Origin of the sequence: Xanthomonas sp. NCPPB 3583 (assembly GCF_041475715.2) — a bacterium.
Taxonomy (GTDB): Bacteria; Pseudomonadota; Gammaproteobacteria; order Xanthomonadales; family Xanthomonadaceae; genus Xanthomonas; species Xanthomonas euvesicatoria.
Map to the genome: position 1 here is coordinate 532,646 of NZ_CM191263.1, position 24,224 is coordinate 556,869.

General features: G+C 64.6%; 24 protein-coding genes. 11 read left to right on the forward strand and 13 right to left on the reverse strand.

What is annotated here, in order from left to right; all coding sequences use genetic code 11:
• Positions 1 to 187: 187 nt before the first annotated feature.
• Genes ACCQ07_RS02315 through ACCQ07_RS02340 form a run of 6 tightly spaced genes read right to left on the reverse strand, consistent with a single transcriptional unit; the run spans position 188 to position 6,131 of the window.
• On the reverse strand, positions 188 to 607 hold the full coding sequence (locus ACCQ07_RS02315; protein WP_008575549.1) for a Na+/H+ antiporter subunit G: 420 nt from the start codon (positions 605 to 607) through the stop codon (positions 188 to 190).
• The gene (locus tag ACCQ07_RS02320; protein ID WP_218555872.1) at positions 604 to 888 is read right to left on the reverse strand and encodes a K+/H+ antiporter subunit F; all 285 of its coding nucleotides are present in this window, start codon (positions 886 to 888) and stop codon (positions 604 to 606) included. The genes ACCQ07_RS02315 and ACCQ07_RS02320 overlap by 4 nt, the downstream gene beginning before the upstream one ends.
• Entirely contained in the window at positions 885 to 1,391 is a 507-nt protein-coding gene (locus ACCQ07_RS02325; RefSeq protein WP_218555873.1) for a Na+/H+ antiporter subunit E, read from the reverse strand. Before ACCQ07_RS02325 ends, ACCQ07_RS02320 begins: the two co-directional genes overlap by 4 nt.
• Entirely contained in the window at positions 1,388 to 2,932 is a 1,545-nt protein-coding gene (locus tag ACCQ07_RS02330; protein WP_218555874.1) for a monovalent cation/H+ antiporter subunit D, read from the reverse strand. The genes ACCQ07_RS02325 and ACCQ07_RS02330 overlap by 4 nt, the downstream gene beginning before the upstream one ends.
• Complete coding sequence (locus ACCQ07_RS02335) at positions 2,929 to 3,303, reverse strand: Na+/H+ antiporter subunit C (RefSeq protein WP_008575556.1); 375 nt, start codon at positions 3,301 to 3,303, stop codon at positions 2,929 to 2,931. The genes ACCQ07_RS02330 and ACCQ07_RS02335 overlap by 4 nt, the downstream gene beginning before the upstream one ends.
• Positions 3,303 to 6,131, reverse strand: coding sequence for a monovalent cation/H+ antiporter subunit A (locus tag ACCQ07_RS02340; RefSeq protein WP_277572989.1), 2,829 nt, complete (start codon positions 6,129 to 6,131; stop codon positions 3,303 to 3,305). Before ACCQ07_RS02340 ends, ACCQ07_RS02335 begins: the two co-directional genes overlap by 1 nt.
• Positions 6,132 to 6,296: 165 nt before the next feature.
• On the opposite strand from ACCQ07_RS02340, the gene ACCQ07_RS02345 reads away from it, so the two are divergent.
• Positions 6,297 to 7,199, forward strand: a complete 903-nt coding sequence (locus tag ACCQ07_RS02345; RefSeq protein ID WP_372363746.1) for an NAD-dependent epimerase/dehydratase family protein — start codon at positions 6,297 to 6,299, stop codon at positions 7,197 to 7,199.
• Positions 7,200 to 7,224: 25 nt separating this feature from the next.
• Here the strand turns inward: ACCQ07_RS02345 and ACCQ07_RS02350 are convergent, their stop codons facing one another.
• From ACCQ07_RS02350 to ACCQ07_RS02380, 7 genes are all read right to left on the reverse strand, one after another.
• Positions 7,225 to 7,710: an Mpo1 family 2-hydroxy fatty acid dioxygenase gene (locus tag ACCQ07_RS02350; RefSeq protein WP_014089180.1), complete on the reverse strand. Its 486-nt coding sequence runs from the start codon at positions 7,708 to 7,710 to the stop codon at positions 7,225 to 7,227.
• Between the two features lie 96 nt (positions 7,711 to 7,806).
• The gene (locus tag ACCQ07_RS02355) at positions 7,807 to 9,405 is read right to left on the reverse strand and encodes a M4 family metallopeptidase (protein ID WP_218555303.1); all 1,599 of its coding nucleotides are present in this window, start codon (positions 9,403 to 9,405) and stop codon (positions 7,807 to 7,809) included.
• Positions 9,406 to 9,830: 425 nt separating this feature from the next.
• Entirely contained in the window at positions 9,831 to 11,585 is a 1,755-nt protein-coding gene (locus ACCQ07_RS02360) for a peptidoglycan-binding protein (RefSeq protein ID WP_372363747.1), read from the reverse strand.
• Between the two features lie 72 nt (positions 11,586 to 11,657).
• Positions 11,658 to 12,194 carry a hypothetical protein gene (locus ACCQ07_RS02365; protein ID WP_008575567.1) on the reverse strand — a complete coding sequence of 179 codons (537 nt, stop codon included), beginning with the start codon at positions 12,192 to 12,194 and terminating at the stop codon, positions 11,658 to 11,660.
• A gap of 236 nt (positions 12,195 to 12,430) precedes the next feature.
• Entirely contained in the window at positions 12,431 to 13,009 is a 579-nt protein-coding gene (locus ACCQ07_RS02370) for a hypothetical protein (protein WP_240495933.1), read from the reverse strand.
• 230 nt (positions 13,010 to 13,239) lie between these two features.
• On the reverse strand, positions 13,240 to 13,902 hold the full coding sequence (locus ACCQ07_RS02375) for a hypothetical protein (protein WP_080505873.1): 663 nt from the start codon (positions 13,900 to 13,902) through the stop codon (positions 13,240 to 13,242).
• Positions 13,903 to 14,121: 219 nt separating this feature from the next.
• Positions 14,122 to 15,048, reverse strand: coding sequence for a phosphoribosylaminoimidazolesuccinocarboxamide synthase (locus ACCQ07_RS02380; RefSeq protein WP_008575574.1), 927 nt, complete (start codon positions 15,046 to 15,048; stop codon positions 14,122 to 14,124).
• Positions 15,049 to 15,257: 209 nt separating this feature from the next.
• On the opposite strand from ACCQ07_RS02380, the gene ACCQ07_RS02385 reads away from it, so the two are divergent.
• From ACCQ07_RS02385 to trpD, 10 genes are all read left to right on the forward strand, one after another.
• Entirely contained in the window at positions 15,258 to 15,587 is a 330-nt protein-coding gene (locus ACCQ07_RS02385; protein ID WP_014089186.1) for a J domain-containing protein, read from the forward strand.
• A gap of 125 nt (positions 15,588 to 15,712) precedes the next feature.
• Complete coding sequence (gene rpe / locus ACCQ07_RS02390; RefSeq protein WP_170922805.1) at positions 15,713 to 16,414, forward strand: ribulose-phosphate 3-epimerase; 702 nt, start codon at positions 15,713 to 15,715, stop codon at positions 16,412 to 16,414.
• Positions 16,411 to 16,902, forward strand: coding sequence for a GNAT family N-acetyltransferase (locus ACCQ07_RS02395; protein WP_057681082.1), 492 nt, complete (start codon positions 16,411 to 16,413; stop codon positions 16,900 to 16,902). The genes rpe and ACCQ07_RS02395 overlap by 4 nt, the downstream gene beginning before the upstream one ends.
• Positions 16,903 to 17,137: 235 nt before the next feature.
• Positions 17,138 to 18,067, forward strand: coding sequence for a lipid kinase YegS (gene yegS / locus ACCQ07_RS02400; RefSeq protein WP_014089189.1), 930 nt, complete (start codon positions 17,138 to 17,140; stop codon positions 18,065 to 18,067).
• Between the two features lie 256 nt (positions 18,068 to 18,323).
• The gene (gene trpE / locus ACCQ07_RS02405; RefSeq protein WP_057681083.1) at positions 18,324 to 19,799 is read left to right on the forward strand and encodes an anthranilate synthase component I; all 1,476 of its coding nucleotides are present in this window, start codon (positions 18,324 to 18,326) and stop codon (positions 19,797 to 19,799) included.
• Positions 19,799 to 20,875 carry a threonine aldolase family protein gene (locus ACCQ07_RS02410; protein ID WP_057681084.1) on the forward strand — a complete coding sequence of 359 codons (1,077 nt, stop codon included), beginning with the start codon at positions 19,799 to 19,801 and terminating at the stop codon, positions 20,873 to 20,875. The genes trpE and ACCQ07_RS02410 overlap by 1 nt, the downstream gene beginning before the upstream one ends.
• 18 nt (positions 20,876 to 20,893) lie before the next feature.
• Positions 20,894 to 21,676 carry an SIMPL domain-containing protein gene (locus tag ACCQ07_RS02415; RefSeq protein WP_014089191.1) on the forward strand — a complete coding sequence of 261 codons (783 nt, stop codon included), beginning with the start codon at positions 20,894 to 20,896 and terminating at the stop codon, positions 21,674 to 21,676.
• Positions 21,677 to 21,686: 10 nt separating this feature from the next.
• On the forward strand, positions 21,687 to 22,265 hold the full coding sequence (locus ACCQ07_RS02420) for an anthranilate synthase component II (RefSeq protein ID WP_372363749.1): 579 nt from the start codon (positions 21,687 to 21,689) through the stop codon (positions 22,263 to 22,265).
• A gap of 142 nt (positions 22,266 to 22,407) precedes the next feature.
• Positions 22,408 to 23,040: a flavin reductase family protein gene (locus tag ACCQ07_RS02425; RefSeq protein ID WP_008575588.1), complete on the forward strand. Its 633-nt coding sequence runs from the start codon at positions 22,408 to 22,410 to the stop codon at positions 23,038 to 23,040.
• A gap of 115 nt (positions 23,041 to 23,155) precedes the next feature.
• Positions 23,156 to 24,193 (forward strand): anthranilate phosphoribosyltransferase, encoded by a 1,038-nt coding sequence (trpD, locus tag ACCQ07_RS02430; protein ID WP_057681086.1) that lies wholly within the window; start codon positions 23,156 to 23,158, stop codon positions 24,191 to 24,193.
• Positions 24,194 to 24,224: the final 31 nt, after the last annotated feature.

Below are 24,224 nucleotides of genomic sequence, written 5' to 3' on the forward strand. Positions count from 1 at the left end.
CGCGTGATTGTTGAGTCGCGCCGCACTGCAGTTGCATGCCCATCTGTGGTAGGCGAACGCACGAAGTGAGCGCTCGTGAGTCGATGCCCCATGTGCGGGCTACCGGCTCAGCCAGTTGCGCCGTTGAGAAGGTTCTGAGCAGCAACGGGACCTGATCGGCAAACACGCCACGCCGGGCAGCAACGCCTCAGCCACCCTCGGACGCAGGCCCCGGATGCTGCTTCTCGGTTTCTTCGTTCTCGCCAAGATCGCCTTTGACCTGCGGCAATCCTTCCTGCTGCGCGTCGCCGTGGTTCGGTACTTCCGGGCGGTTTTCCATCATCAGCGACAGCGCTGCCTTGGCCATCAAGTGCGCGCTGATCGGTGCGGTGATGAACAGGAATACGGTGATCAGCAATTCGCGCGGCTGCGGGTCCACGCCGAGAAACAGGTGGTATCCCACTGAGGCCAGCAACACGCAGCCCACGCCCAGCGTGCTGGCCTTGGTCGGTGCATGCAGGCGCTTGAAAAAGTCCGACAGCTTCACCAGACCGAAAGCGCCGATCAGGATGAAAAACGTGCCCGCCAGCAGCAAGGCGCTGAGCAAATATTCGGTGAGGGCGATCATTCGACGATACTCCGCCGCAACACGTACTTGCTCAGTACCACGGTGCTACCGAAGCCAAGCATCGCAATGACCAGGGCCGCCTCGAAGTAGATCGGCGAATCCAGGTACATGCCCAGCAGCATCAATTCGGCAATGGCGGTGACCGAGAGTGTGTCCAGCGCCAGGATGCGGTCTGGCACGGTCGGCCCGCGCAGCAGCCGCCACAAAGCCATCAGGATGGCCAGGCCCACCGCGTGAATGCAGATCACGATGGTCGATTCGATGAACATGTGGCCGGTCATGGAAAGATCTCCATCAGGGGCTTTTCGTAGCGGGTCTTGATCTCGGCAATCAAGGCCTGCGGATCGTCCAGATGCAGCACGTGCACCAGCAGATATTTGCGGTCGTCCGACAGCGCGGCCGAGACGGTTCCCGGTGTCAACGTGATCATGCTGGTCAACGCAGCAATGCCGTGGATGTTGGCGATGTCCAGCGGCACCCAGATGAAACCGGGATGGATACGCGATTCTGGCCCGAGCACCTGCGCAGCGACCTTGATGTTGGAGCGCACGATGTCGCCTGCGGCCACCAGCAGCATGCGTGGCACCGAGCGCAGCGAGCCGATCTGTGCGAACTCGCGGTCCAGCCGCGCTGCAAAGATCGGTACCACCACGCCCAGCAGCATGCCCAGGACCCATTGCTGCGGGCCGAAGCTATCGCTGAGCAGCAGCCAGAACACGAAGACCGTCACGCTTAAGGGCGGCGAGGGAAACAGGCGGCGACGCAGTGGCAGACACGTGTTCATGGCTGCCTCCGTTGCGGCGTGGTGGCGCGGACCTGGTCGACATACGCGCCGGGGTCGCGCAACTGCGCAGCGGCCGCATCGGTGTAATGCATCAGGGGACCTGCGGCGCCGGTCATCACAACCAGCCCGCTCAGCAACAGCACCGTGGCGGCGGTCTCCACCGGACGCATGCGGCCACGCCGCGGCGGCTGCAGTTCCGGCGCATTTTCCGCCGCCGCCGGCACCCGCCAGAACAACCGCACGCCGGCGCGGGTGAGGCCGATCACGATCAGCAGGCTACTGCCGAGCACCGCGATCCACACCGGTCCCACCAGCCCTTCAGGCACGTGTTGCAGCAATGCGGCCTTGGCCAGAAATCCGGAGAGTGGCGGCAACCCGGCCACCGCCACCGCGGCAATCATGAACATCGTGCCCGGAATGGCCCGCCCCGGTAGCGGCGCCACCACTTCCTTGCGGTCGCTGGCACTGCCGCGGCGACGGCGGATCAGGTCAGAGACCATGAACAACGCAGCGGCGACAAAGCTGCTGTGCGGCAGGTAATACAGCCCCGCGCCCAGTGCGCCGGCATCGTCCAGCGAAAACGCGATGAACAAGGTCGCTGCCGAAAACACCACCAGGTACGACACCATCACCCGCAGCCGCGATGCGGCCATCACCCCGAACGCGGCCATCAACAGCGTTGCGATGCCCAGCCACAACAGCGCGTGGCGACCGAAGCCGTGCAGCGCGCCGGCACCGGCGCCGAACCACAGCGACGATACCCGCAGCGCTGCGTACAACCCCACCTTGGTCATGATGGCGAACAATGCAGCCACCGCCGCCGGCGCACGCGAATAGGTTTCCGGTAGCCACAGATACAGCGGTAGCAGCGCGGCCTTGCTGCAGAACACCAGCAGCAACAAGCCCAGCGTGGCCTTTGCCAACGGCAGGTCCTGCGCCGGCAGATCGGCAATGCGCTGCGACAGCTCGGCCATGTTGAGCGTGCCGAACACACCGAACAGCAGGCCCAGCGCAATCAGGAACAACGTCGACGCACACACGTTGAACACCACGTAATGCAGGCCCACCCGCATCTGCAACCCGCGCCCGCCGCTGAGCAGCAGGCCGTAGGAGGCGATGAGCATCACCTCGAAGAACACGAACAGGTTGAAGATGTCGCCGGTCAGGAATGCGCCGTTCAAGCCCATCAACTGGAACTGGAACAATGCATGGAAATGCGGTGCGCGCCGGTCCCAGCCTGCGCATGCATGCAGCAGGCACGCCGAGCCCAGGATCAAGGTCGTCAGCAGCATCCACGCCGACAAGCGGTCGCCCATCAGCACGATGCCGATGCGCGCCGGCCAGTCGCCGAGCAGATAGACCAGGATCTGGCCGTCGGCCGCGCGTGCGAACAGGGCGATGACCGCCGCAGCCAACAAGGCGATGCTGACCCACGCCACGCTGCGCTGCACGCGCGGCCCATAGCGGCGGTGCTCGACGAACAACGATGCCGACGCGCCCAGCATCGGGATCAGGATGGGCAGGATCAGCAGATGGTTCATCGCCGGGCCTGCCGCGTATCCGTGCCGGTCGCGGCATCTTCGTGCGCATCCACATGGTCGCTGCCATTGTCGCTACGGCTGCGGATCGCCAGCACCAGGCTCACCGCGGTCATCGCAAACGCGATCACGATGGCGGTCAGCACCAGGGCCTGCGGGAGCGGATCGGTGTGATGCATCAGCTCGGCCGGCACGCCGTCGCGCAACACCGGCGCCTGGCCACTGCGCAGGCGCCCACCGGCAAAGATCAGCAGATTGGTCGCATACGACAGGAAGGTCATGCCCAGGATCACATCGAAGCTGCGCGCGCGCAGCAGCAGATAGATCGCCAGTGCGGTGAGGACGCCGATCGCGCTTGCCATTGCCAATTCCATCAATGCTGCTCCGCGGTGCGTGTCGAACGTTGGGTGGGGTCGATCTCGCCGCGCTGCGAACTGCGCGTACGCGAGGGCTTGATCGTGCCCATCATCGACAGCATCAACATCGCCGCACCGAACACCACCAGGTACACGCCGGTATCGAAGCCCAGCGCACTGGCCAGTTCCAGCTCGCCCAATAGCGGCAGCGGAATTTCCAGATGTCCGCTGCTCAGGAACGGCAGCCCGAACACCAGCGAGCCGGCGCCGCTGACCAGCGCGCACAACAAGCCGATGCCGATCAGGCGGATGTAGTCGAAACCAAAGCGCGACTCCACCGAGGCCGTCCCCTGAATCACGTACTGCATCAGCAATGGCACCGCCAACACCAGCCCGGCAATGAAGCCGCCGCCCGGCGCGTTGTGCCCGCGCAGGAACAGGAACAGCGACACCGTCAATGTCAGCGGGAACATGATCTGCGCCAGATCGGCCGGCACCGGCAACTTGATCGGCGGCCCCGGCATGGTGCGCTCCGGTGCCATGCGCGCGCGGCGCAGCAAGGCGTGCACCACCAGCCCGGCGATGGCGAAGACGGTGATCTCGCCAAAGGTATCGAAGCCCCGGAAATCCACCAAAATTACGTTGACCACATTGCGCCCATACGCTTCGGGCAAGGCGCGCTGCAGCAGTTCGCCGGCGACCGAATGGCTGGGTTGCGTCATCAAGGTATACGCCAACGCCGCAAGACCGGCACCGCCGGCAATGGCAATTGCGGCATCACGCATCTTGCGCAGCCGCGCACGTTCGGGCAACGAGCGCTCGGGCAGGTAGTTCATCGCCAGCAGCATCAGCACCAGCGTGACCATTTCCACCAGCAACTGCGTCAGCGCCAGATCCGGCGCCGACAAGAACACGAACGTCAGGCTGACCGCCAGCCCGGTGCCGCCGAGCACCAGCACCGCCAACAGGCGCTGCTTGTACAGGAACAGGCTGCCCAGGGCGCATGCGATCATCAACAGCCACACCATCCACCCCAGCGCCGGCATTGGCATGGGTGCAGGCCATTGCGGCAATGCACCGCCTTGCAGGAACGGCACCAGCGCCACCACGACCGCGCTTAGCACCAGCAGCATCAACATGCGCTGCAGGTTGCCGTTGGTGACGGCGTCGGTCATGCGTGCGGTGGCACTGAACAAGGCACGCAGGTTCCATTGGAACAACGCCTTTCCCGGCGAACGGTTCTGGATTGCATACAGATCCAGCGTGCGGCGCAGCGCCACGTACAACAACGCACCGCCGACGATGCCGGCAACGCTCATCGCCAGCGGCAAATTGACGCCATGCCACAGCGCCAGGCTGTAGTCGGGCAGCCGGTCGCCCAAGATCGCGGTGGCACCGGCGCGCAATACGGGCGCCACTGTCCATGCCGGCACGATGCCCACCGCCACGCAGGTAAGTACCAGCACGTCGACCGGAATCCGCATCCAGCGCGGCGGCTCGTGCGGCGTGGTGTCCAGCGCGCGCGGGCCTTCGCCGAAGAAGGTGTCGTGCACGAAGCGCAGGCTGTAGGCCACGCCCAGCAGGCCGGCCAGCAGCGCAGCGGTGCTGGCCAGGATGCGCATCAGTTGCGGCGCTTCGGTATCCAGCGCAACCGCGAAGAACATTTCCTTCGACAAGAAGCCGTTGAGCAGCGGAATGCCGGCCATGGCCAGCGAAGCGGTGATGGCCAGCGCGCTGGTCACCGGCATCAACCGGCGCAGATTGCCCAGCTTGCGCATGTCGCGCGTGCCGGTCTCATGGTCGATGATGCCGGCGGCCATGAACAACGACGCTTTGAAGACCGCATGGTTGATGAGGTGAAACACGCCGGCCACCACCGCCATCGGCGTGGACAGGCCGAACAGCATCGTGATCAGGCCCAGATGCGAAATGGTCGAGTACGCCAGCACGCCCTTGAGATCGTGCTGAAAGATGGCGTGCCAGGCGCCCAACAGCACCGTGATCGCGCCGATGCTGGTCACCGTGTAGAAAAACAGATCGGTACCGGCCAGCGCCGGATGCAAACGCGCCAGCAAAAACACGCCGGCCTTCACCATCGTGGCCGAATGCAGATACGCCGACACCGGCGTGGGCGCCGCCATTGCGTGTGGCAACCAGAAGTGGAACGGGAACTGCGCGCTCTTGGTGAAGATGCCCAGCAACACCAGGCCCAGCGCGTACGGATACAGCGGGCTGGCGCGGATCACATCGCCGGCGGCCAGGACGGCATCGAGCTGAAAACTGCCCACGATGCGGCCGATCATCAACACGCCGCCCAATAACGCCAGGCCGCCGCCGGCAGTCAGCACAAAGGCCATGCGTGCGCCTTCGCGCGCGTCCTTGCGATGCGACCAGAAACCGATCAACAGGAACGAGCTGATGCTGGTGAGTTCCCAGGACACCATCAGCAAGAGCAGGTTGCCCGACAACACCATGCCGAGCATCGCGCCCATGAACAGCAAGAGATAGGCAAAAAAGCGCGACGCGCTATCGCGTGCGCTCAAATAGTAATGCGCGTACAGCACCACCAGCGCACCGATGCCCAGCACCAGCAGTGCGAACATCCAGGCCAGGCCGTCGAGCCGCAGCGAAAACATCAGGCCAATCTGTGGCAGCCACGCGTGCTCGCTGGCAATCACCTCGCCGCGCAGCACCGCGGGCGTCAACAGCGCCAGCACCAGCAGCCCGGCCAACGGCGCGGCCGCAGCCAACCACGCAGTGATCGAACGGGAGGCGCGCCAGAGCAGCGCAGCGGCAGCGGCCATGACAAATGGCAGCGCCAGCAGAATTTCCAACGAGAAAGGCATGCAGGGAACACAAGATTCGCGAGCAGGCCCGAGAGCTTAACAAACCCTTGACTGACGTCCGCGTCAACGCCGCCAGCGCACATGGCCTGCCATCGGCCCCACTGGGCTGCACATTGCAATGCCGCACTCGCTATGCTGCAGGCATTCATGCATCGATAATGCCCTGTGACTGCCGCCAATCCCGCTCCGTCCACCGCTGCATCTGCGCCGCGCGCCCTGGCCTTCGGCGGCAGCGGGCAAATCGGCGAGCGCTTGCTGACCCGTCTGCTGAGCGGCCGATGGCAGGTGACAGCGTGGTCGCGCCAGCCGCGCGCAGCGCGCTCCGGTCTGATCTGGCGGCAGGGCGATCTGGCTGTGCCGGCAGCTGCCGGCGAGGCGTTCGAGGTGATCTTCAGCTGTGGTCCGCTGGACCACTTCGCACGCTGGTATGCCGAAAACCCGGTGGTAGCGCCGCGTATCGTGGCGTTCGGTTCCACCAGCGTTGAGGTCAAGGAACACTCCATCGACGCGGCCGAGCGCGACGTGGCCCAGCGTCTGGCCACTGCCGAACAGGTGCTGTTTTCCGCCGCGCGTGCGCGTGGCGCTAGCGCCACCGTGCTGCGGCCGACCCTGGTCTACGGCGCGGGACGCGACAAAACCTTGACCCAGATCGCCGGGCTGGCGCAGCGCACCGGCGCGTTCGTACTGCCCGCCAACGCCACTGGCCTTCGCCAGCCCGTGCATGTGGAAGATCTGGCCAGCGCCGCTCTGGCGGTGGTTGGCCAGCCGGCCACCCAGCAGCGCAGTTATGCCGTGGGCGGCGGCGAAGTGCTGGCGTACACGCAGATGGTAGAGCGCGTACTGGAAGCGCTGCCACGGCCTGCACGTCTGTACCAGGTGCCGCCGAGCCTGTTCGGTCTTGCACTCACCGCAGCGCAACGCCTGGGCCGCCTGCGGGGCTTGAATGCCGCCGCGCTACAGCGCATGCGCGAGGACCTGGTATTCGATCTGGAGCCGGCACGCCGCGATTTCGGCTATGCGCCGCGTGCATTTCGCCCACTGCCCGAAGAGCTCGGGATCGGCGCGTGAGGCCTGGCTGGTCTGTCGGCGACGCTCAGTAACGCCAACCCAGCTGGCGATACGCCTTGGCCAGCACCCAGATCGGCCCGATCAGCAGATAGGTCAGATCGGTCAGGAAGCTCGGTTTGCGGCCTTCGATCTTGTGGCCGACGAACTGCGCAATCCACGCCAGCACGAACACCGTCAGCGCGGTGGTGAACAGGCCGCCAAGCCCGACGCGGCCTTCGATCAACCGGCACACACAGCCGAAGAAGAAAAAGATCCCCAGCATGCCCAGCCCCAGCGGGCGCGACAGCCGGTTGTAGTACGACCACGCCGCAAACATCGACAGCGCGGCCCACACGCCGCTGCTGAACCAGCTACCGCCGACCGGGATGCACCACAACAGCGCCACCACCGACCACAGGATGGCAGGCACCGCCAGCACGTGGATCTGCTGATTGGTCGCGTTTTGATGATCGTCGGAATAGCTGGCGAAATAGCGCTCGATCGGTCGCGCGGTCGTGGTGCTTTGGCTCATGTTCCCTCCCAGGAATGATCCAAGCATACGCGCGCGGATGGCGCCATGGCAGATGTGCCCTCGCCACGCCTTGCTGGCGTGGCGAGGGACGCACCGTCAGTTCACCGAGACCGCGCTCCACGCCGCCGCTACTGCGCGGTATTGCGTGGACGTGCTGCCGTACAGATCGGTGGCCGCGCTCAGCGTGGCCCGACGGGCCGCCGCGTAGTTGGTGGACGAGGTCATGTAGACCGTCAGTGCGCGATACCAGATGCGGCTGGCCGCGGCGCGGCCGATCGCGGTGAGTGCCGTGGAGCCGCTGCAGACCAGACTGGTCGGGGTCAGGTTGTAGCTGGTGCCCGAGCCGAACCCGCTCGGCACCACCGCCCCTTCGGCCAGTAGATAGTAGAAGTGATTGGCCACGCCCGAGCTGTAGTGCACATTGAGCGAGCCCAGGCTGCTGCTGTAGCAATCGGGCGATTTGCCATCCAGGCTTGGCTTGAACATGTAACGCAACGCCAGTGTGCCGGTGCTGTTGTTGGGGATGATCTTCTCGCCAATCAGATAATTGCCCGGCTCGGCACTGTTTGCAGCGGAGTACTCCACCATGGTGCCCATGATGTCGGACGTGGCTTCATTCAAACCGCCCGATTCGCCCGAGTAGGTCAGCGCGGCGGTGCGGCTGGTCACACCGTGGGTCATCTCGTGACCGGCCACATCCACCGACACCAGCGGCGTGAACGTGCTGCCGTCGCCATCGCCGAAGGTCATGCAGAAACAGCTGTCCTGCCAGAAGGCGTTGTTGTAGCGACTACCGTAATGCACCCGGCTCCGTGCACCGGCGCCATCGTTTGCAATGCCCGTGCGCGAATGCGTGGTGCGGTAATAGTCCCAGGTCAACGCCACGCCGTAATGCGCATCGACCGCTGCGGTGACCGTATCGCCGGTGGTGCCGCTGCCCCAGGCATTGTCGGCATCGGTGACCAGCGTGCCATTGCCGGAGGTGCTGTTGCGCATGTTGTAGGTCGCACCGCTGCCGCGACTGAGATCGGTCATTTCGTAGCTGGTGCTGCTGCAGCGCGTCGTGTTCACCGTCACGCTGCCCGCATACAACGAACGTCCTGTGCCAGCGGCGCTGGTGCCGCCGCTACATGCGGTATGCACGGTATCCCAGGATTCGAGGATGCGCTGGTTCACCGCATCGACGATGTAATGCATCTCGGTCGGTGTCTGGTCGGGTTTGACGCCGCTGTAAATTACCTCGTACACCAGGCGCGGCGCGCCCTGGCGTGCATACAGCGCCAGACTCGCACGCGGCGCGGCATCCTGCGCCACATCGAAGTGCGAACCGGCCACACGCAACGCGCTTGCCGCATCGATTCCCGGCACCAGGCTCGGACGCACCGTGGTGTCCATGGTCTGGCTCAATTCACGCATCACCCCGCGACGCGAGTGCACCACCACGTCGCCGCCGATCACCGGCAGGCCCTGATAGGTGCGATCGAAACGCACATGTTCGGTACCGTCGGCATCGACGATGCTGTCGCGTGCGATGAAGGCGTCGGCCGGCGCGCGATTGGCCAATGCAGACGCGTTGTTCCCCAATAACGATTGCGCGCGCGAAATAGCGGCATTTGCCGATACATCGGCAGCATTCGCGGCAGCAGAAAACGAGAGCGCGCAGCAGATTGCCGCGCCCAGGACATGGAATTGCATGACGACTCTCTCCAGAAAACGTGTAATGCAAAGACCGGCAGCCCCCCGACAGCCGGTCGCCGATGGCACCTTGGGTGCCGGCAGTTACGCTTGCACAGTCACGAACTGGACAGTAGTAAAAATTACGGATGTGTTTCGTTCTGTGCGCCCGGCCACTTTCCGCTGTGGCGCACATCGCAGAGGCGCAGCGGATGCATGGTGTCATTGGCCGCTGCGGCCAAGCATGCGCGCAATGCAGTGGTATCAGGCAGGGTTGCGCCGTATCGTGCGCCAGCGCGGGGGTGTTGCGGTGTTCCATCACCACACGCGCTGGCCGTTGAATGACGATCAGCTTGCGCGATGTGTCGTGACTCCCGCGGTGCATGTGGAAACAAGAACGCCGGCCAATCTCCTGGCCGGCGTCTTCTTGATCTATCGCTGAAAGATCAGCGACCTCCCATCGCAACCTTCTGCTGTTCTTGCTGGGCCTGTTGCTGCTGCGAGTGACCAGCCAGCAACTGCGCGCTGGTTTGCTCAAGTGTCGGGGCAGGTTGGTTCAGGTCCACCGCCGCACGGAAGCCCGGCGTGGTGCCCATGACGAACGCCTTGCCGTCCTGCACTGTCACGTTCTGCAACTTGTCCGCGCTGTCGATCCCATTCTGCTTCGCCTGCAGCGTGACATGTGCCGCCGTCTCGTTGGAGATCATGCTCGGCAGCTTGCTGCGGATTGCGTTATGTAGCGCGTGGTCGGGATGCGATGCATCGTTGAGCGAAGGCCCTTTCGGCGCAGCAACCTGCGCCTCGCGCGTCTGCGCCGGTTGTGCAGCCAATGCTGCACGCGTATCGCGGCCGACAACACCGTCCTGCTGCAGCCCATGCTGCTTCTGGAACGCCATTACCGCCTCACGCGTGTTGTCGCCGAAGCGCCCGTCTTCGGCCAGGCGGTTGCCTTGTGCATCGCGTACACCGAGACGGTTGAGGTCCTGCTGCAGCTTGCCCACATCCTGACTGTTGTCGCCATGCCGCAGGGCACTTGTGCCGCTTGCCGGTGCTGCCTGCGTGTGGCGCGCACCCGCTTCGTGTTGGTGACCCTGATTCCAGAAGGTCTCGGGGCTGGTCAATTTGCCGTTGGCATCGCGCAATTGGTAATGCACATGCTGCGCATATTGGCTTGCGCCATTGGGCCCACGTCCCCCCATCGTGCCGATCGCGTCGCCTGCCGACAATGTTTGCCCTTCTTTGACCTTGACGCCATCCAGATGCAGGATCTCGTGCGAGTTGACTTGTGCATCGCGAATCTTGACGGTGCCGTAGCTTCCGCCAGCAAAGGTCACCGTTCCGGCGACCGGCGAATGCACGGTTGGATGCTGCAGATTGCGTCCTGCCTGACCGCCCTGATAATTGAAGTCGGTGCCGCCGTGGTCGCGCGCGCTGCGGTGCTCGCCGTAATGCCCGGTGATATGCGGCGCAGTGCCGTTCTGCGGCGGAAGCATGCGCTCCATGGTGGCCTGGAACGAATGCGCGTTCGAACCGGCATGCGGTGCTTGCGTCGGTGCCGAATGCTGCGCGGGCGCGACGGTCTGTCCGAGTTGACCGTGTTCGAGCTTGTGCATCACATCGGGCGTGAGGTCGCGCTGCCAGCGCGCGAAGCGGCTTTCGCGGTCAGCCAGTCCATTCGGCGGATCGCCGCCGTTGATCGCAACGCCTGCTGCATGCGCATCCTGCCTGGCCGCTTGCGGCACATTGTGCTGCCAGTACCAGGTTGCGATCCGCGACGCGTTTTCCGGTTGCGCGGCCAGTTCGGGGTGCGCGACCAGGTCGAGTTTCAACGCTTCGCCGGCCTCGCGATACTGATCCTTGCCGGTGAGCTGGATGTAGCCGCGACCACGGTAAAGATAGCCATCGCCGGGCTCGTTGTTGCCCATGCGCCCGCCATACATCAATTCGGCGAGTTTCTCCGGCTGGCCGCGCAATGCCTCAAGGCGCGCTTCTTCCAGCGCCTCCGGTCCTTCGCGCAGTGCAGAACGCACTTTCGAGCTCACTTGGGAGGGGCCGCGGGTATAGCGGAACCCTTCTTCCAGGCGATTGAGTCCGCCCGATTCGTGGCCTACCTGGGCCATGAAATTCGCCAATTCGTTGGGCCGGGTGATTCCCGCTGCATAGGCTGCCTGCAGCAGCCCAGTTTCGCGATCGGTTGCCATGGTGTAACTCCTCATTTCTCAGCAACATGAAAAGACGGACCCATCCTTGTCCGCGTCAGCCATTACTTCCCTTTAATTTTGTTTCTGGGCTCCAGCCTCATCCAGCGCCGCGACTTTCTTGAGCGTGGCGGGGTCGAAGTCCTGGAACGTCACCGTCCCAAAATCCTTGTCGGTTAATTCCAGGGTGTTGTGTTGTTCGGTCTCGGTATCGGAAAGATCGCGCACGACCTTGTCCAGCAACCAGGTCTGCTTGTCTGCCGAATACTTGAACGTGAAGTCGTCGGCCCAGCGCTCGCGCGACCCGCCTGAGATGGAGATGGTGAATTGCCCGGGCTGGACGCGCGAAAACGCATACGGGTCGCCTGCCAGACCGCCGCAGCGGGCACAGGGCACGATGCGATTATTTTCAGCGGCCTTTTGCAGGCTGCCATCGGCGTTCTGGGTCAGCAGCAGGACGCGACGTGGCTGCCCTTCGCCGAGCTTTTCGTTGCCGGTTGCCGGCGGAGAAATCACGACAAGTGCGTCCGAATGTCCGGCGCCAGTCAGGTCGCCGCGTTGGGTATCCAGTGCCTTCGATCCTGCTGGAACGAAGGAGTCGATCGTTGCCATGGGTACAGTCCCTTGTGTCGGTGTGGCAGGAGGTGTCGCGGCCGGTGCGGGTGGGCCAGCCGCGGCTGCGGGTGCATTGGCCGGCGTTTCAGGCGCATCGGCTGCCTGCGGACCGTTACACGCGGCAAGCGCTACTGCCAGCACGGGGATGAGCACTCTGAAGGGGGGCACGGCCGTCTCCTGATTTGGGTTTTTGCGTGGCGCGGTGTTGGCCGCGCCGTTACTTGCCCGCGCCGTTACAGCGACTGGTCGTCGACCTTGACCAAGGTCCAGCATGGGCGCTGGGCGAAGTGGTAGACCTGTTGGTCGCCGCTGTCAGGTGTACGCACCAGCACCTGGCGACCGCCTGCGTTCTCGGACACCACGACCTCGCGGCCCGCGGAGCGGGCCACGTCCAGGTTCGGGATAACCGGCCATTTGACGTCGGCCAGCGCAACCTCGCGAGTGACTGGCGCCGGTTCCGGCTGCGCATCCGGATCGATCCGGATCATGGTCAGCGGGTCGGCCGTGGCTTTCTCCTGGGCCGCGATGTCTGCACTGAAGCTTTTTAGAAATGCAGAGAAGTCGGCGGTGGGGCAGGTCGTCGGCTGAGCGGGCGTGGCTGACGCCGTAGCAGGGGTTGAGGCGGCAGGCGCGGTGCCCGCTGCCTCTGCTGTCGCTGCGGGCATTGCCGCGCCTGCTGGCTCTGTTTGCGGTTTGCAGGCAACCAGCGCCAGGCTCAGTGCGAGGGCATGCAGAGATGTTCGTAAAAGGGCCAACGGATCCTCCTGATCGTATCGGGCGATGTGCGAGCGCGCAGGATGGTATCTGCGCATTGTGTGCAAATGCGTGAAGGCTTGCGGGGGCCAGAGTGCGGCGAGCCGGCCGGACGCGGCAGGCCCGCACCCTGGGAGCGTGACCGGAATGACGGTGGCCGATTGCTCAAACGATGCCAAGGCCGGTGAGTGTCCTCAACACGGGCCGGGTACCTCATCTGGATCCATTGCAGCAATCGTCATGCAGTGATGGATGGGTTGCCTGCAAATCACCCGTTTGGTGCGTGCAACTAGATTCCGTTCGAAAATACTTCGAGTGCGTCCGCACCCACCCATCCTTGCGCGCAATTGCCAGTGGATTGTCCTGGTGCTGCCGCGTGGCAGCTCTCACTACTTTCAGGCTTGATCTGCTTAATCGGCCTGTCGCCATAGGTTTTGCACAATGCGTTGTTTTTGCACTTTGCAATGGTGTCCGCTGGAATTGCGGCCACGTAGTAATAACGCGGGTTTTGTCCGGCTCGGCCGATCGCCTGGACGCAGACGAGCTGGCCTTGGGCAAGATTGGCTGTAGCCGTTGCGCTGCTGCCGGTGACGGGAACGGCATCCAATAGATCTGCTCCGTTCGCCTGGGCGACGCCGGCGAAGAAGCCCTTATCGCCACAATCGGGCAAAAACTCCACATCGTAAAAATCACGCGTGTCGACATTGCCTGCTGTGCATCCTGTTGCATCCGTGCAGGTTGCGCCAGCGGCCTGTATCAGCGCGGCTAGTCTGGCGTTGACCTGCAATGCTGCGGGTGCGTTGTTCTTCGCAGGTGCTACCGGTGCTGATGAGGGAACGGCGTGGGGTGCAGATTCGCCGGGAGTGCAGGCGCTCAGTGCGAGCGCTAGACCTGGAATTAGTGCGCTGCGCAAGGCAGGCAGCACGCGACACAAGTGACTTGACATGGTCATTGCGGCCTTGCTGGGCAAGAGAACACACCATCGCAGTGGGCGCGGTGGGGATACTGGTGGGCGAGTGTGTGCGATAGCCGTCATGAAGCTTCACGCTTGATCACCAACCTGGCCTTCAGTCGGTAGTCGAGAAATCGAAGCGCCGAGAATGTCGGCGCTCGCAGTCATAGCGGCGTCTGCGTACTGCGCCGCCTCGCCCCTTTCACCGGGCGCGTGCATTCAATCCACCGAAATATCCGCCAGCCGCTGCAGCGCTTCGGCATATTTCGCACGCGTGCGATCGATGACGTCGGCCGGCAGGCGCGGGCCGGGCGCGGTCTTGCCCCAGTCCAGGGTTTCCAGATAATCGCGCACGAACTGCTTGTCGTAGCTCGGCGGGCTGGTGCCCGGTTCGTATTGGTCGGCCGGCCAATAACGCGAGGAATCCGGAGTCAGCATCTCGTCCATGATGTACAGGCGGCCATCGGCATCGGTACCGAATTCGAACTTGGTATCGGCCAGTAATATGCCGCGTTCGGCAGCAAAATCGGCTGCGAACCGGTAGATGCGCAAGGTGGCATCGCGCACGCGTTCGGCCAGCTCGGCGCCGACCGTCTTGACCATTGCATCGAAGTCGATGTTTTCGTCGTGGTCGCCAACCGCTGCCTTGGTCGAAGGAGTGAAAATCGGCTCGGGCAGTTTCTCGGCCTGACGCAGGCCGTCGGGCAATTCGATACCGCTGATCTTGCCGGTGCGCTGGTAATCCTTCCAGCCGCTGCCGATCACATAGCCGCGGGCGATGGCTTCCACCGGCACCGGCTTGAGCTTGCGCGTGACCACGGCGCGTTTGGCGTACAAGGCCGGATCGACACCCTCGGGCAATACCTGCTCCACGCGGATGTCCACCAGGTGGTTGGGCATCAGGTGTTCGGTCTTGTGGAACCAGAAGTTGGATACCTGGCACAGCATCTCGCCCTTGCCGGGAATCGGGTCGGGCAGCACCACGTCGAACGCGGACAGGCGGTCGGTGGCCACCATCAACAGATAGTCGCCCGGGGGCGCATCGGCGGGCAGGCGGTCGCGGGGAAGATCGAAGACATCGCGGACCTTGCCACGGTGACGCAACGGCAGGCCGGGCAGATCGGATTGCAACAGCGTGGTCGACACAGGCACTCCTAAGGACGTCGCTATGACGCTGTCCCCGGGACCCGGCGGGCCCGCGGGTAGGCAGCGGGCCGCGTAGTGTACGGCGCTTCGCCGCCTCCCGCAGAATTTATTGGAAGCCCGCGCGGTGGGGCTTGTGCAGGAGCCGTCAGCCAGGCCGGGCGGGCGTTCGGGTAAGATCGCCAGCCCGCCTCCCGCCCCCGATCGCCCCCATGTCCTGGTACGGAAAACTGCTCGGCGCATTGGCCGGTGCCTTGCTGTTTCGCGGGGCGCCGGTGGTGGGGCTGCTGATCGGGCTGGCGATCGGCCACGCGGTCGACGCCGGCTGGTTCAAACGGCGCGCGGAAAATCCGTACGAGGCGCTGGGCCTGGAGCCGGACGCCACCACTGCCGAGATCGACCTGGCCTATCGCCGGCTGATGTCCCGCTACCACCCGGACAAGGTCGCCAACGCCGACCCGGAAGCCCGCCGCCAGGCCGAAAAGAAGGCCAGCCAGATCAACGCCGCCTATGACCGGATTCAACGGCAGCGCAAGCGCTGAAGCAAAGGCTGCACGCCGAAAACCGCTGTGTTACGTAGTGCCGGGCGTCGATGCAGCGCGCTGTACATCGAAATCCCCAGCGCCCAGCGGCATCCGGCTTTCCTCGCCGGGCCACGGTTGCGACAATGGCGCTCCTGCATTTTTCCGAGCTGCCCATGCAACCGACGGCGATCGCCCCGTCCATCCTGTCCGCCGATTTCGCCCGTCTGGGCGAGGAAGTGAACAACGTCCTCAAGGCTGGTGCCGACTGGGTGCACTTCGACGTGATGGACAACCACTACGTGCCCAACCTCACCATCGGCCCCATGGTGTGCCAGGCGCTGCGCAAGCACGGCATCACCGCGCCGATCGACGTGCACCTGATGGTCGAGCCGGTGGACCGCATCGTGCCGGATTTCGCCGAAGCCGGTGCCACCACCATCAGCTTCCACCCCGAAGCCAGCCGCCACGTGCACCGCACGATCCAGCTGATCAAGTCGCATGGCTGCCAGGCCGGACTGGTGCTCAATCCGGCCACGCCGGTGGACATCCTGGATTGGGTGCTGCCCGAGCTGGACCTGGTATTGGTGATGTCGGTCAACCCGGGCTTTGGCGGGCAGGCCTTCATCCCGTCCGCACTGGACAAGCTGCGCGCCCTCCGCCGCAAGATCGACGCGACGGGCAAGCCGATCCGGCTGGAGATCGATGGCGGGGTCAAGGCCGACAACATCGGTGCGATTGCCGCGGCCGGCGCCGACACCTTCGTCGCCGGCTCGGCCATTTTCAATGCGCCCGACTATGCGCAGGTGATTGCGCAGATGCGCGCGGCGGTGGATGCGGTGCGATGAGCCGGCCCGCGCCGCAGATCCGCAGCGCCACGCCTGAGGATGTGCCGCTGCTGCATGAACTCATCACCGCGCTGGCGGTGTACGAGCGCGAGCCGGACGCAGTCAAGGCCGGCCTGGAGGAGTTGCGCGCCAGTCTGTTCGGCGACGGCGCCACCGCGCATGCGCTGATCTGCGAGCAGGACGGTCAGGCGCTGGGATTTGCGGTGTATTTCTTCAACTACTCCACCTGGCTCGGCCGCAACGGCCTGTACCTGGAAGACCTGTTCGTCCGGCCGGAAGCGCGCGGCAAGGGTGCGGGCCTTGCACTGTTGCGGCACCTGGCGCAGCTGGCCGTGCAGCGTGGCTGCGGGCGGTTCGAATGGTCGGTGCTGGACTGGAACCAGCCGGCCATCGACTTCTACAAGGCGGTCGGTGCGCGCCCGATGGACGGCTGGACCGTGTACCGGCTCGACGGCGAACGGTTGGCCGCGTTTGCGGCAGGCGACTGAGCCGGGCACGCCGCGCAATCCAGCCTCATGCAAAAGGAAGGCCGCCCCCATCGGGGCGGCCTTCAAGAAAATTGGAGGCTGATCCTGCCTCCGCCCGTCGTCCCTGCTATGGCCTTCCACTCTCCGGGTCATCGATGACACCGCAATGACAGTGCGCCGGCAGCGCCTATTCACGATCTGCCCATTGGCCCGCTGCTAGCCTGCGGCCATTACCCTCACAGCATCGGCAGCGCGCATGGCCCCGTCCCACTGGCGTGTGATCCTCAACGGCAAGTCCACCGACAACATGGACCTGCGTGAGGCGGTGGGAACGCTGCGCAAGCGCGGCATCCAGCTCGATGTGCGGGTCACCTGGGAAGACGGCGATGCCGAGCGTTACGTGGGCGAGGCGGTGGCCGATGGCGTGCACACGGTGGTGGCCGCCGGTGGCGACGGCACCCTGAGCGAAGTGGCCGCCGCCCTGGCGCACCACGAGGGCGATGCGGCCTCGCTGCCGTCGCTGGGCCTGGTGCCGCTGGGCACCGCCAACGACTTCGCCACCGCCGCCAATCTGCCGATCGCCCCGCTGGAGGCGTTGACCCTGATCGCCGAGCGCGTCGCGCAGCCGGTCGACCTGTTGCGGATCGACGCCGACCACGGCCCACACTGGTGCGCCAACGTGGCCAGCGGCGGCTTCGGCACCCAGGTCACGGTGGAAACCGACGAAGGCCTGAAGAAGATGCTCGGCGGCCTGGCCTATCTCATCACCGGCATGTCGCGGCTGGGCCGCATCGACCCGATCAGCGCCCGCTTCAGCGGCCCGGAGTTCAGCTGGGAAGGCGAATTCATCGCACTTGGCCTGGGGAACGGGCGCCAGGCCGGTGGCGGCCAGGCGCTGTGCCCGGAGGCACTGATCGACGACGGCCTGCTGGATGTCACCATCGTCCCCGACCTCGACGGGGAAGTGGCCGCCACGCTCGGCACCCTGGTCACTGGCGGCAAACAGGCCGCGCTCGAACGCGTGGCCGTGCGCGCCCGCGTGCCGTGGCTGGAAATCGTTTCCCAGCAACCGCTGACTTTGAACCTGGACGGCGAACCGGAAACCTCGCGGCACTTCCGCATCGAATGCGTCCCGGCGCGTCTGCGAATGCACTTGCCGGGTGAGTGCCCTTTGCTTGGCGGGTGAGAATCGGGAATCGGGGATGGGGGTATCGGGAAAGCTTCGCATGCGTTTCGGGTGGGCCAGGCAATCGCCGCGCCCACCTTCGCCGTTGTTGAACGACGTTCGCCCCCGCCTGCTGCCCTGGGCCAGCAGTTGCGCTACAGTAGCGGCGTGTCCCGCCTGACGACTCCACGCTCCTTCTCTTCCGCTCGCCGCTGGTGGCGATGGTGGCCCGTTGCCGTCGTCCGCCCCGCCACAGAGTCCCGGAAGGAAAGTCGTCTTGATCACTGCAGAGCAGTTCCAGCGCCAGGCCGCTGAAGGCCACACCCGTATTCCCGTTGTCCGCGAAGTGCTGTCCGACCTGGACACGCCACTGTCGGTCTATCTGAAGCTCGCCGACGGCGCCTACACCTATCTGTTCGAATCGGTCGAAGGCGGGGAGCGCTTCGGGCGCTACTCCATCATCGGCCTGCCGGCGCGGCGCGTGTACAGCTTTCGGGGCCACACGCTGGAGGTCAGCGAACACTGCGAAGTCGTCGAGACCCGTGAGGTCGCCGACCCGTTGGCCGAAGTTGATGCGTTGCGCGCCGAACATTCGGTGCCGCAACTCGATGGCCTGCCCGGCTTCACCGGCGGGCTGGTCGGCTGGTTCGGTTTCGAATGCATCCAATACATCGAACCGCGCCTGGGCAGTGGCGACAAACCCGACGAACTCGGCACGCCCGACATCCTGCTGATGCTCTCCGAAGAGCTGGCGGTGTTCGACAACCTCAAGGGCCGTCTGTACCTGATCGTGCATGCCGACCCGCGCCAGCCGCAGGCCTATGTGCGCGCCAATCGGCGCCTGGACGCGCTGGCGCATCGCCTGCGTCAGGGCGGCGCCGGTTATCCGCGGGCGCAGATTTCCGATGCGATCGACGAAGCGGACTTCCATTCCTCGTTCACCCGCGAGGAGTACCACGCCGTGGTGCGCAAGGCGCAGGAATACGTGCGCGCCGGCGACATCTTCCAGGTGGTGCCATCGCAGCGCTTGCGCGTGCCGTTCCGCGCGCGCCCGGTGGACGTGTATCGCGCGTTGCGTGCGTTGAACCCGTCGCCGTACATGTATTTTCTCGATGTCGGCGGTACCCAGGTGGTTGGTTCGTCGCCGGAAATTCTGGCGCGCCTGCGCGATGGCGTGGTCACTGTGCGCCCGATCGCCGGCACCCGCCCACGCGGCGCCACGCCCGAACTGGACAAGGCACTGGAAGCCGAACTGCTGGCCGACCCGAAGGAACGCGCCGAGCACGTGATGCTGATCGATCTGGGGCGCAACGATGTCGGCCGCGTGGCCGAACCGGGCACGGTCAAGGTCGGCGAGCAGTTCGTGATCGAACGCTATAGCCATGTCATGCATATCGTCAGCGAAGTGACCGGCACCCTGAAGGCCGGCCTGAATTACAGCGATGTGCTGCGCGCCACCTTCCCGGCCGGCACCGTCAGCGGCGCGCCGAAGATCCGCGCGCTGGAAATCATTCGCGAGCTGGAGCCGGTCAAACGCAATGTCTATTCCGGCGCGGTGGGCTATATCGGCTGGCATGGCGATGCCGACACCGCCATCGCCATCCGCACTGCCGTCATCCAGGACGGCTACCTGTATGTGCAGGCCGGCGGCGGCGTGGTCTATGACTCCGACCCCGACCTGGAGTGGCAGGAGACCATGAACAAGGGGCGCGCGCTGTTTCGCGCAGTTGCCCAGGCGGCCAAGGGCCTGTGATGGACGGGCAGGGCAGCACGACGCGCATCAGCTTTCGCAACGACTACAGCGAAGGCGCGCATCCGCGGCTGTTGCAGGCGTTGGCGCAGGCCAGCGCCGATCAGCACCCCGGCTACGGCACCGATCGGCACACAGCGCGTGCGGTTGCGTTGATCCGCCATGCCGTCGCGCAGCCGCAGGCCGACGTGCATCTGCTGGTCGGCGGCACGCAGACCAATCTGATTGCGATCAGCGCGTTCTTGCGCCCGCATCAGGCCGTCATCGCGGTGGACGCGGCGCATATCGCCACGCACGAGACCGGCGCCATCGAAGCGACCGGCCACAAGGTGCTCACTGTCCCGGCGCTGCACGACAAGCTGACGCCTGCGTTGATCCAGCCGGTGCTGGCTGTGCATGGCAACGAACACATGGTGCAGCCGCGCCTGGTCTACATTTCCAACAGCACCGAAAGCGGCACCCTCTATACACGTGCAGAACTCGAAGAATTGTCTGGCTTCTGTCGCGCGAACGATCTGCTGCTGTACCTGGATGGCGCGCGCCTGGGGGCGGCGCTGACCGCCGACGGCAACGATCTGGATCTGCCCACCATTGCCGCGCTGACCGATGCGTTCTATATCGGCGGCACCAAGAATGGTGCGCTGCTCGGCGAAGCGCTGGTCATCGTCAATCCGGCGCTGCAGCCCGATTTGCGTTATCTGATCAAGCAGCGCGGCGCGCTACTGGCCAAGGGCATGGTGCTTGGTGTGCAATTTGCGGCGTTGTTCGAAGATGGTCTGTTCTTCGAACTGGCCGCGCATGCCAATGCCATGGCGCAACGCCTGCGCGCTGGCCTGCTTGCGGCAGGCGCGCATTTCACCAGCGACTCGCCGACCAACCAGCAGTTCATCGCCGTCAGCGCGCAGCAGGCCGCGCAGCTGGCGCAAGGCTACGACTTCGAGCGCTGGGAAATGCGCACCGATGGCAGTCAGGTGATCCGCTTCGTGACCTCGTGGGCGACCACGGCCACGGCGGTCGATCGGCTGTGTGCGGATGTGGCGGCCCTTTTGCAGCAGCACGCAGTGCAGGGCCATGACTAGACCTCAAGGACGACAACGATGAACACAATCGCTGGTTGGATGCTCGCCGCTGTGCTGACGCTACCCACTGTTGGAATGGCGCAGATCAATGCCCTGCCGTCGCAGCCGCATTTGTTGGTCAAAGGCCAGGCGTTTCGCACGGTCGATCCAGACCGCTTTATCGTTGACCTCAAGATCAGCAAGACGGAATTACAGCCCGACTTGGCGCGGAAGTTTGTCGAAGACCGTGCCAGGTTGGTTCTGGATGGATTACAGCGCGATCACGTTCTCAAGGACTCCCTTTACGCCTCTGCACTCTCGATTTCTCCGCAATCGCGTTATGAGGCGGGCAAATCCGTCTTCGAGGGGACCCGGGTGGAGCGCAGGATTCGTGGCACCTTTACTTCATTGAAAGATGTGCGTGCCTTCCTCGGCGACTTGGACGCCAACGAGAATGTGCAGGTGTTATCGATGCAAACGGCCTACGCCGATGCTGCCGCGTTACGTGCGGAACTCAAGCGTGAAGCCGCGACGCAGTCACGCCAGTCCGCTCAGGGGCTTGCCGCTGCGTACGGCGTCCGGCTCGGCGGCATTTACAGCATTTCGGATGTCGCTCCCAATTTTGCCTATGGCGTCGAAGCAGGCACCTGGTCGGCCGCCACAGCGGCAACGCCAGGCTCGATCGTGTCTCCGCCTTCGCCGCCGGCTCCACCGTCGTCGCCTGCGCCAAGCGCAGTGGGCCAGGGAGTCGGCGAGAGCCTGATGACCGGCACTATCACTTATACCGAAAACATCTATGCGGTCTTCCTGATCGCGCAATGAGTCCTTTGCCATGCTGCTGATGCTCGACAACTACGACAGCTTCACCTACAACCTCGTGCAGTACCTGCAGGCGCTGGGCGCCGAGGTTATTGTGGTGCGCAACGACGCCATGAGCGTCGACCAGATCGCCGCGCTCAAGCCCGAGCGCATCGTCATCTCGCCCGGTCCGTGCACGCCCAACGAAGCCGGAATCTCGCTGCAATTGATCGAGCAGCTGGGCCAGACCACGCCGATCCTGGGCGTGTGCCTGGGCCATCAAAGCATTGGCCAGGTCTACGGTGGCGATGTGATCCGCGCCGGCAACATCATGCACGGCAAGACCTCGCCGATTCGTCATCAGGGCAAGGGCGTGTTCGCCGGCCTGCCGGACAGCTACGAGGCCACGCGCTATCACTCGCTGGTGGTGGACAAGAGCACCTTGCCGGACACACTGGAGGTCACCGCCTGGACCGAAAATCCGGATGGCTCGATGGAAGAGATCATGGGCCTGCGCCATCGCCAGTTTCCGGTCGAAGGCGTGCAGTTCCATCCCGAATCGATCCTGACCCAGCACGGACATGCCTTGCTGAAGAACTTTCTGCAGCGTTGATTGCGATGTGCCTGTGCCATCGTGACGTATCGCATTGCGGCATCGGTGCAGCGACGATGCGAAATCGCGACATCGCCCGACGCGCGCCGTACTACGCACCGTGTTCAAACACCGCGCCGCCTTCCACTGCATTCGAATCACGATGAGCACACCCGACGACAGCATCCATTTCTACGAGCCGACGCAGGGTCACGGGCTGCCGCACGATCCGTTCAACGCCATCGTCGGCCCGCGTCCTATCGGTTGGATCGGCTCGCGCAGCGCCGAGGGCATCGCCAATCTGGCGCCGTACAGCTTTTTCAACGCATTCAACTACATCCCGCCGATCGTCGGCTTTGCCAGCATCGGTCGCAAGGACAGCCTGCGCAACATCGAAGCCACCGGCGAATTCACCTGGAATCTGGCCACCCGGCCGTTGGCAGAAGCAATGAACGCCAGCGCGGCGATGGTGCCTGCGGAGGTCGATGAATTCGGTCTGGCCGGCCTGCAGGTGGCGCCATCGCGGCTGATCGCTGCGCCACGGGTCGCTGCCAGTCCGGTCAGTTTCGAATGCCGGCTCAGCCAGCTGCTGCCGCTGCAAACCGCTGCCGGTCACGCCATCCAGACCTGGTTGGTGCTGGGCGAAGTGGTCGGCGTGCACCTGGCCAGGTCGGCGCTGCACGAGGGCATCTATGATCCGGGCGCAGTGCAGACGATTCTGCGCGCGGGCGGGCCGGCCGATTATTACGAAGTGCAGCCGCAGGCGCGTTTTCGCATGACGCGTCCAGGCCAATGATCGTCGCAGCTGCGACGGCAGTCGCCTCGCCTGGCGCTTGCGCTTTCCTGCATTGATCGCGCGCGTCGCAAGCCGCCTGCGTCTCCATCCATCACGTTCTGCCACGGTTGTTTCCATGCCCATCACGCCGCAAGAAGCCCTGCAACGCACCATCGAACACCGCGAGATCTTCCACGACGAAATGGTCGAGTTGATGCGGCAGATCATGCGCGGCGAGGTCTCCGACATGATGGTCGCGGCCATCCTCACCGGGCTACGGGTCAAGAAAGAGACCATCGGCGAAATCGCCGGTGCGGCCACGGTGATGCGCGAGTTCTCGCGCCGCGTGGACGTGGCCGATCGCCAGCACATGGTGGACATCGTCGGTACCGGCGGGGACGGTTCGCATACCTTCAACATCTCCACCTGCGCCATGTTCGTCGCCGCAGCCGGCGGTGCCAAGGTGGCCAAGCACGGCAATCGCAGCGTCTCGTCCAAATCCGGCAGTGCCGACGCACTGGAAGCATTGGGCGCGGTGATCGAGCTGCAGCCCGAGCAGGTTGCCAGCGCGTTGGCGCACACCGGCATCGGCTTCATGTATGCACCAGTGCATCACCCGGCCATGAAGGTGGTGGCACCGGTGCGGCGCGAAATGGGGGTGCGCACCATCTTCAATATCCTGGGTCCGCTGACCAATCCGGCCGGCTCGCCGAACATCCTGATGGGCGTGTTCCACCCCGACCTTGTCGGTATCCAGGCGCGCGTCTTGCACGAACTCGGCGCCGAACGCGCGTTGGTGGTGTGGGGGCGCGACGGCATGGACGAACTTTCGCTTGGCGCTGGCACGCTGGTTGGCGAATTGCGCGATGGCCAAGTGCGCGAATACGAAGTGCACCCGGAAGATTTCGGCATCGCCATGTCGGCCAGCCGTAACCTCAAGGTGGCCGATGCTGCGCAATCGCGCGCGATGTTGCTGCAGGTATTGGACAACGTGCCCGGCCCCGCGCTGGATATCGTGGCGCTCAACGCCGGTGCTGCGTTGTACGTGGCCGGCGTGGCCCACAGCATTGCCGATGGCGTGCTGCGCGCACGCGCGGTCATCGCCGACGGCTCGGCGCGCGTGCGGGTGGACGCCTATGTCGCCTATACCCGCCAGCTTGCCGTGCAGGCCTGAGCCATGCCGGCAACCGCCGCGCAGCGGCCAT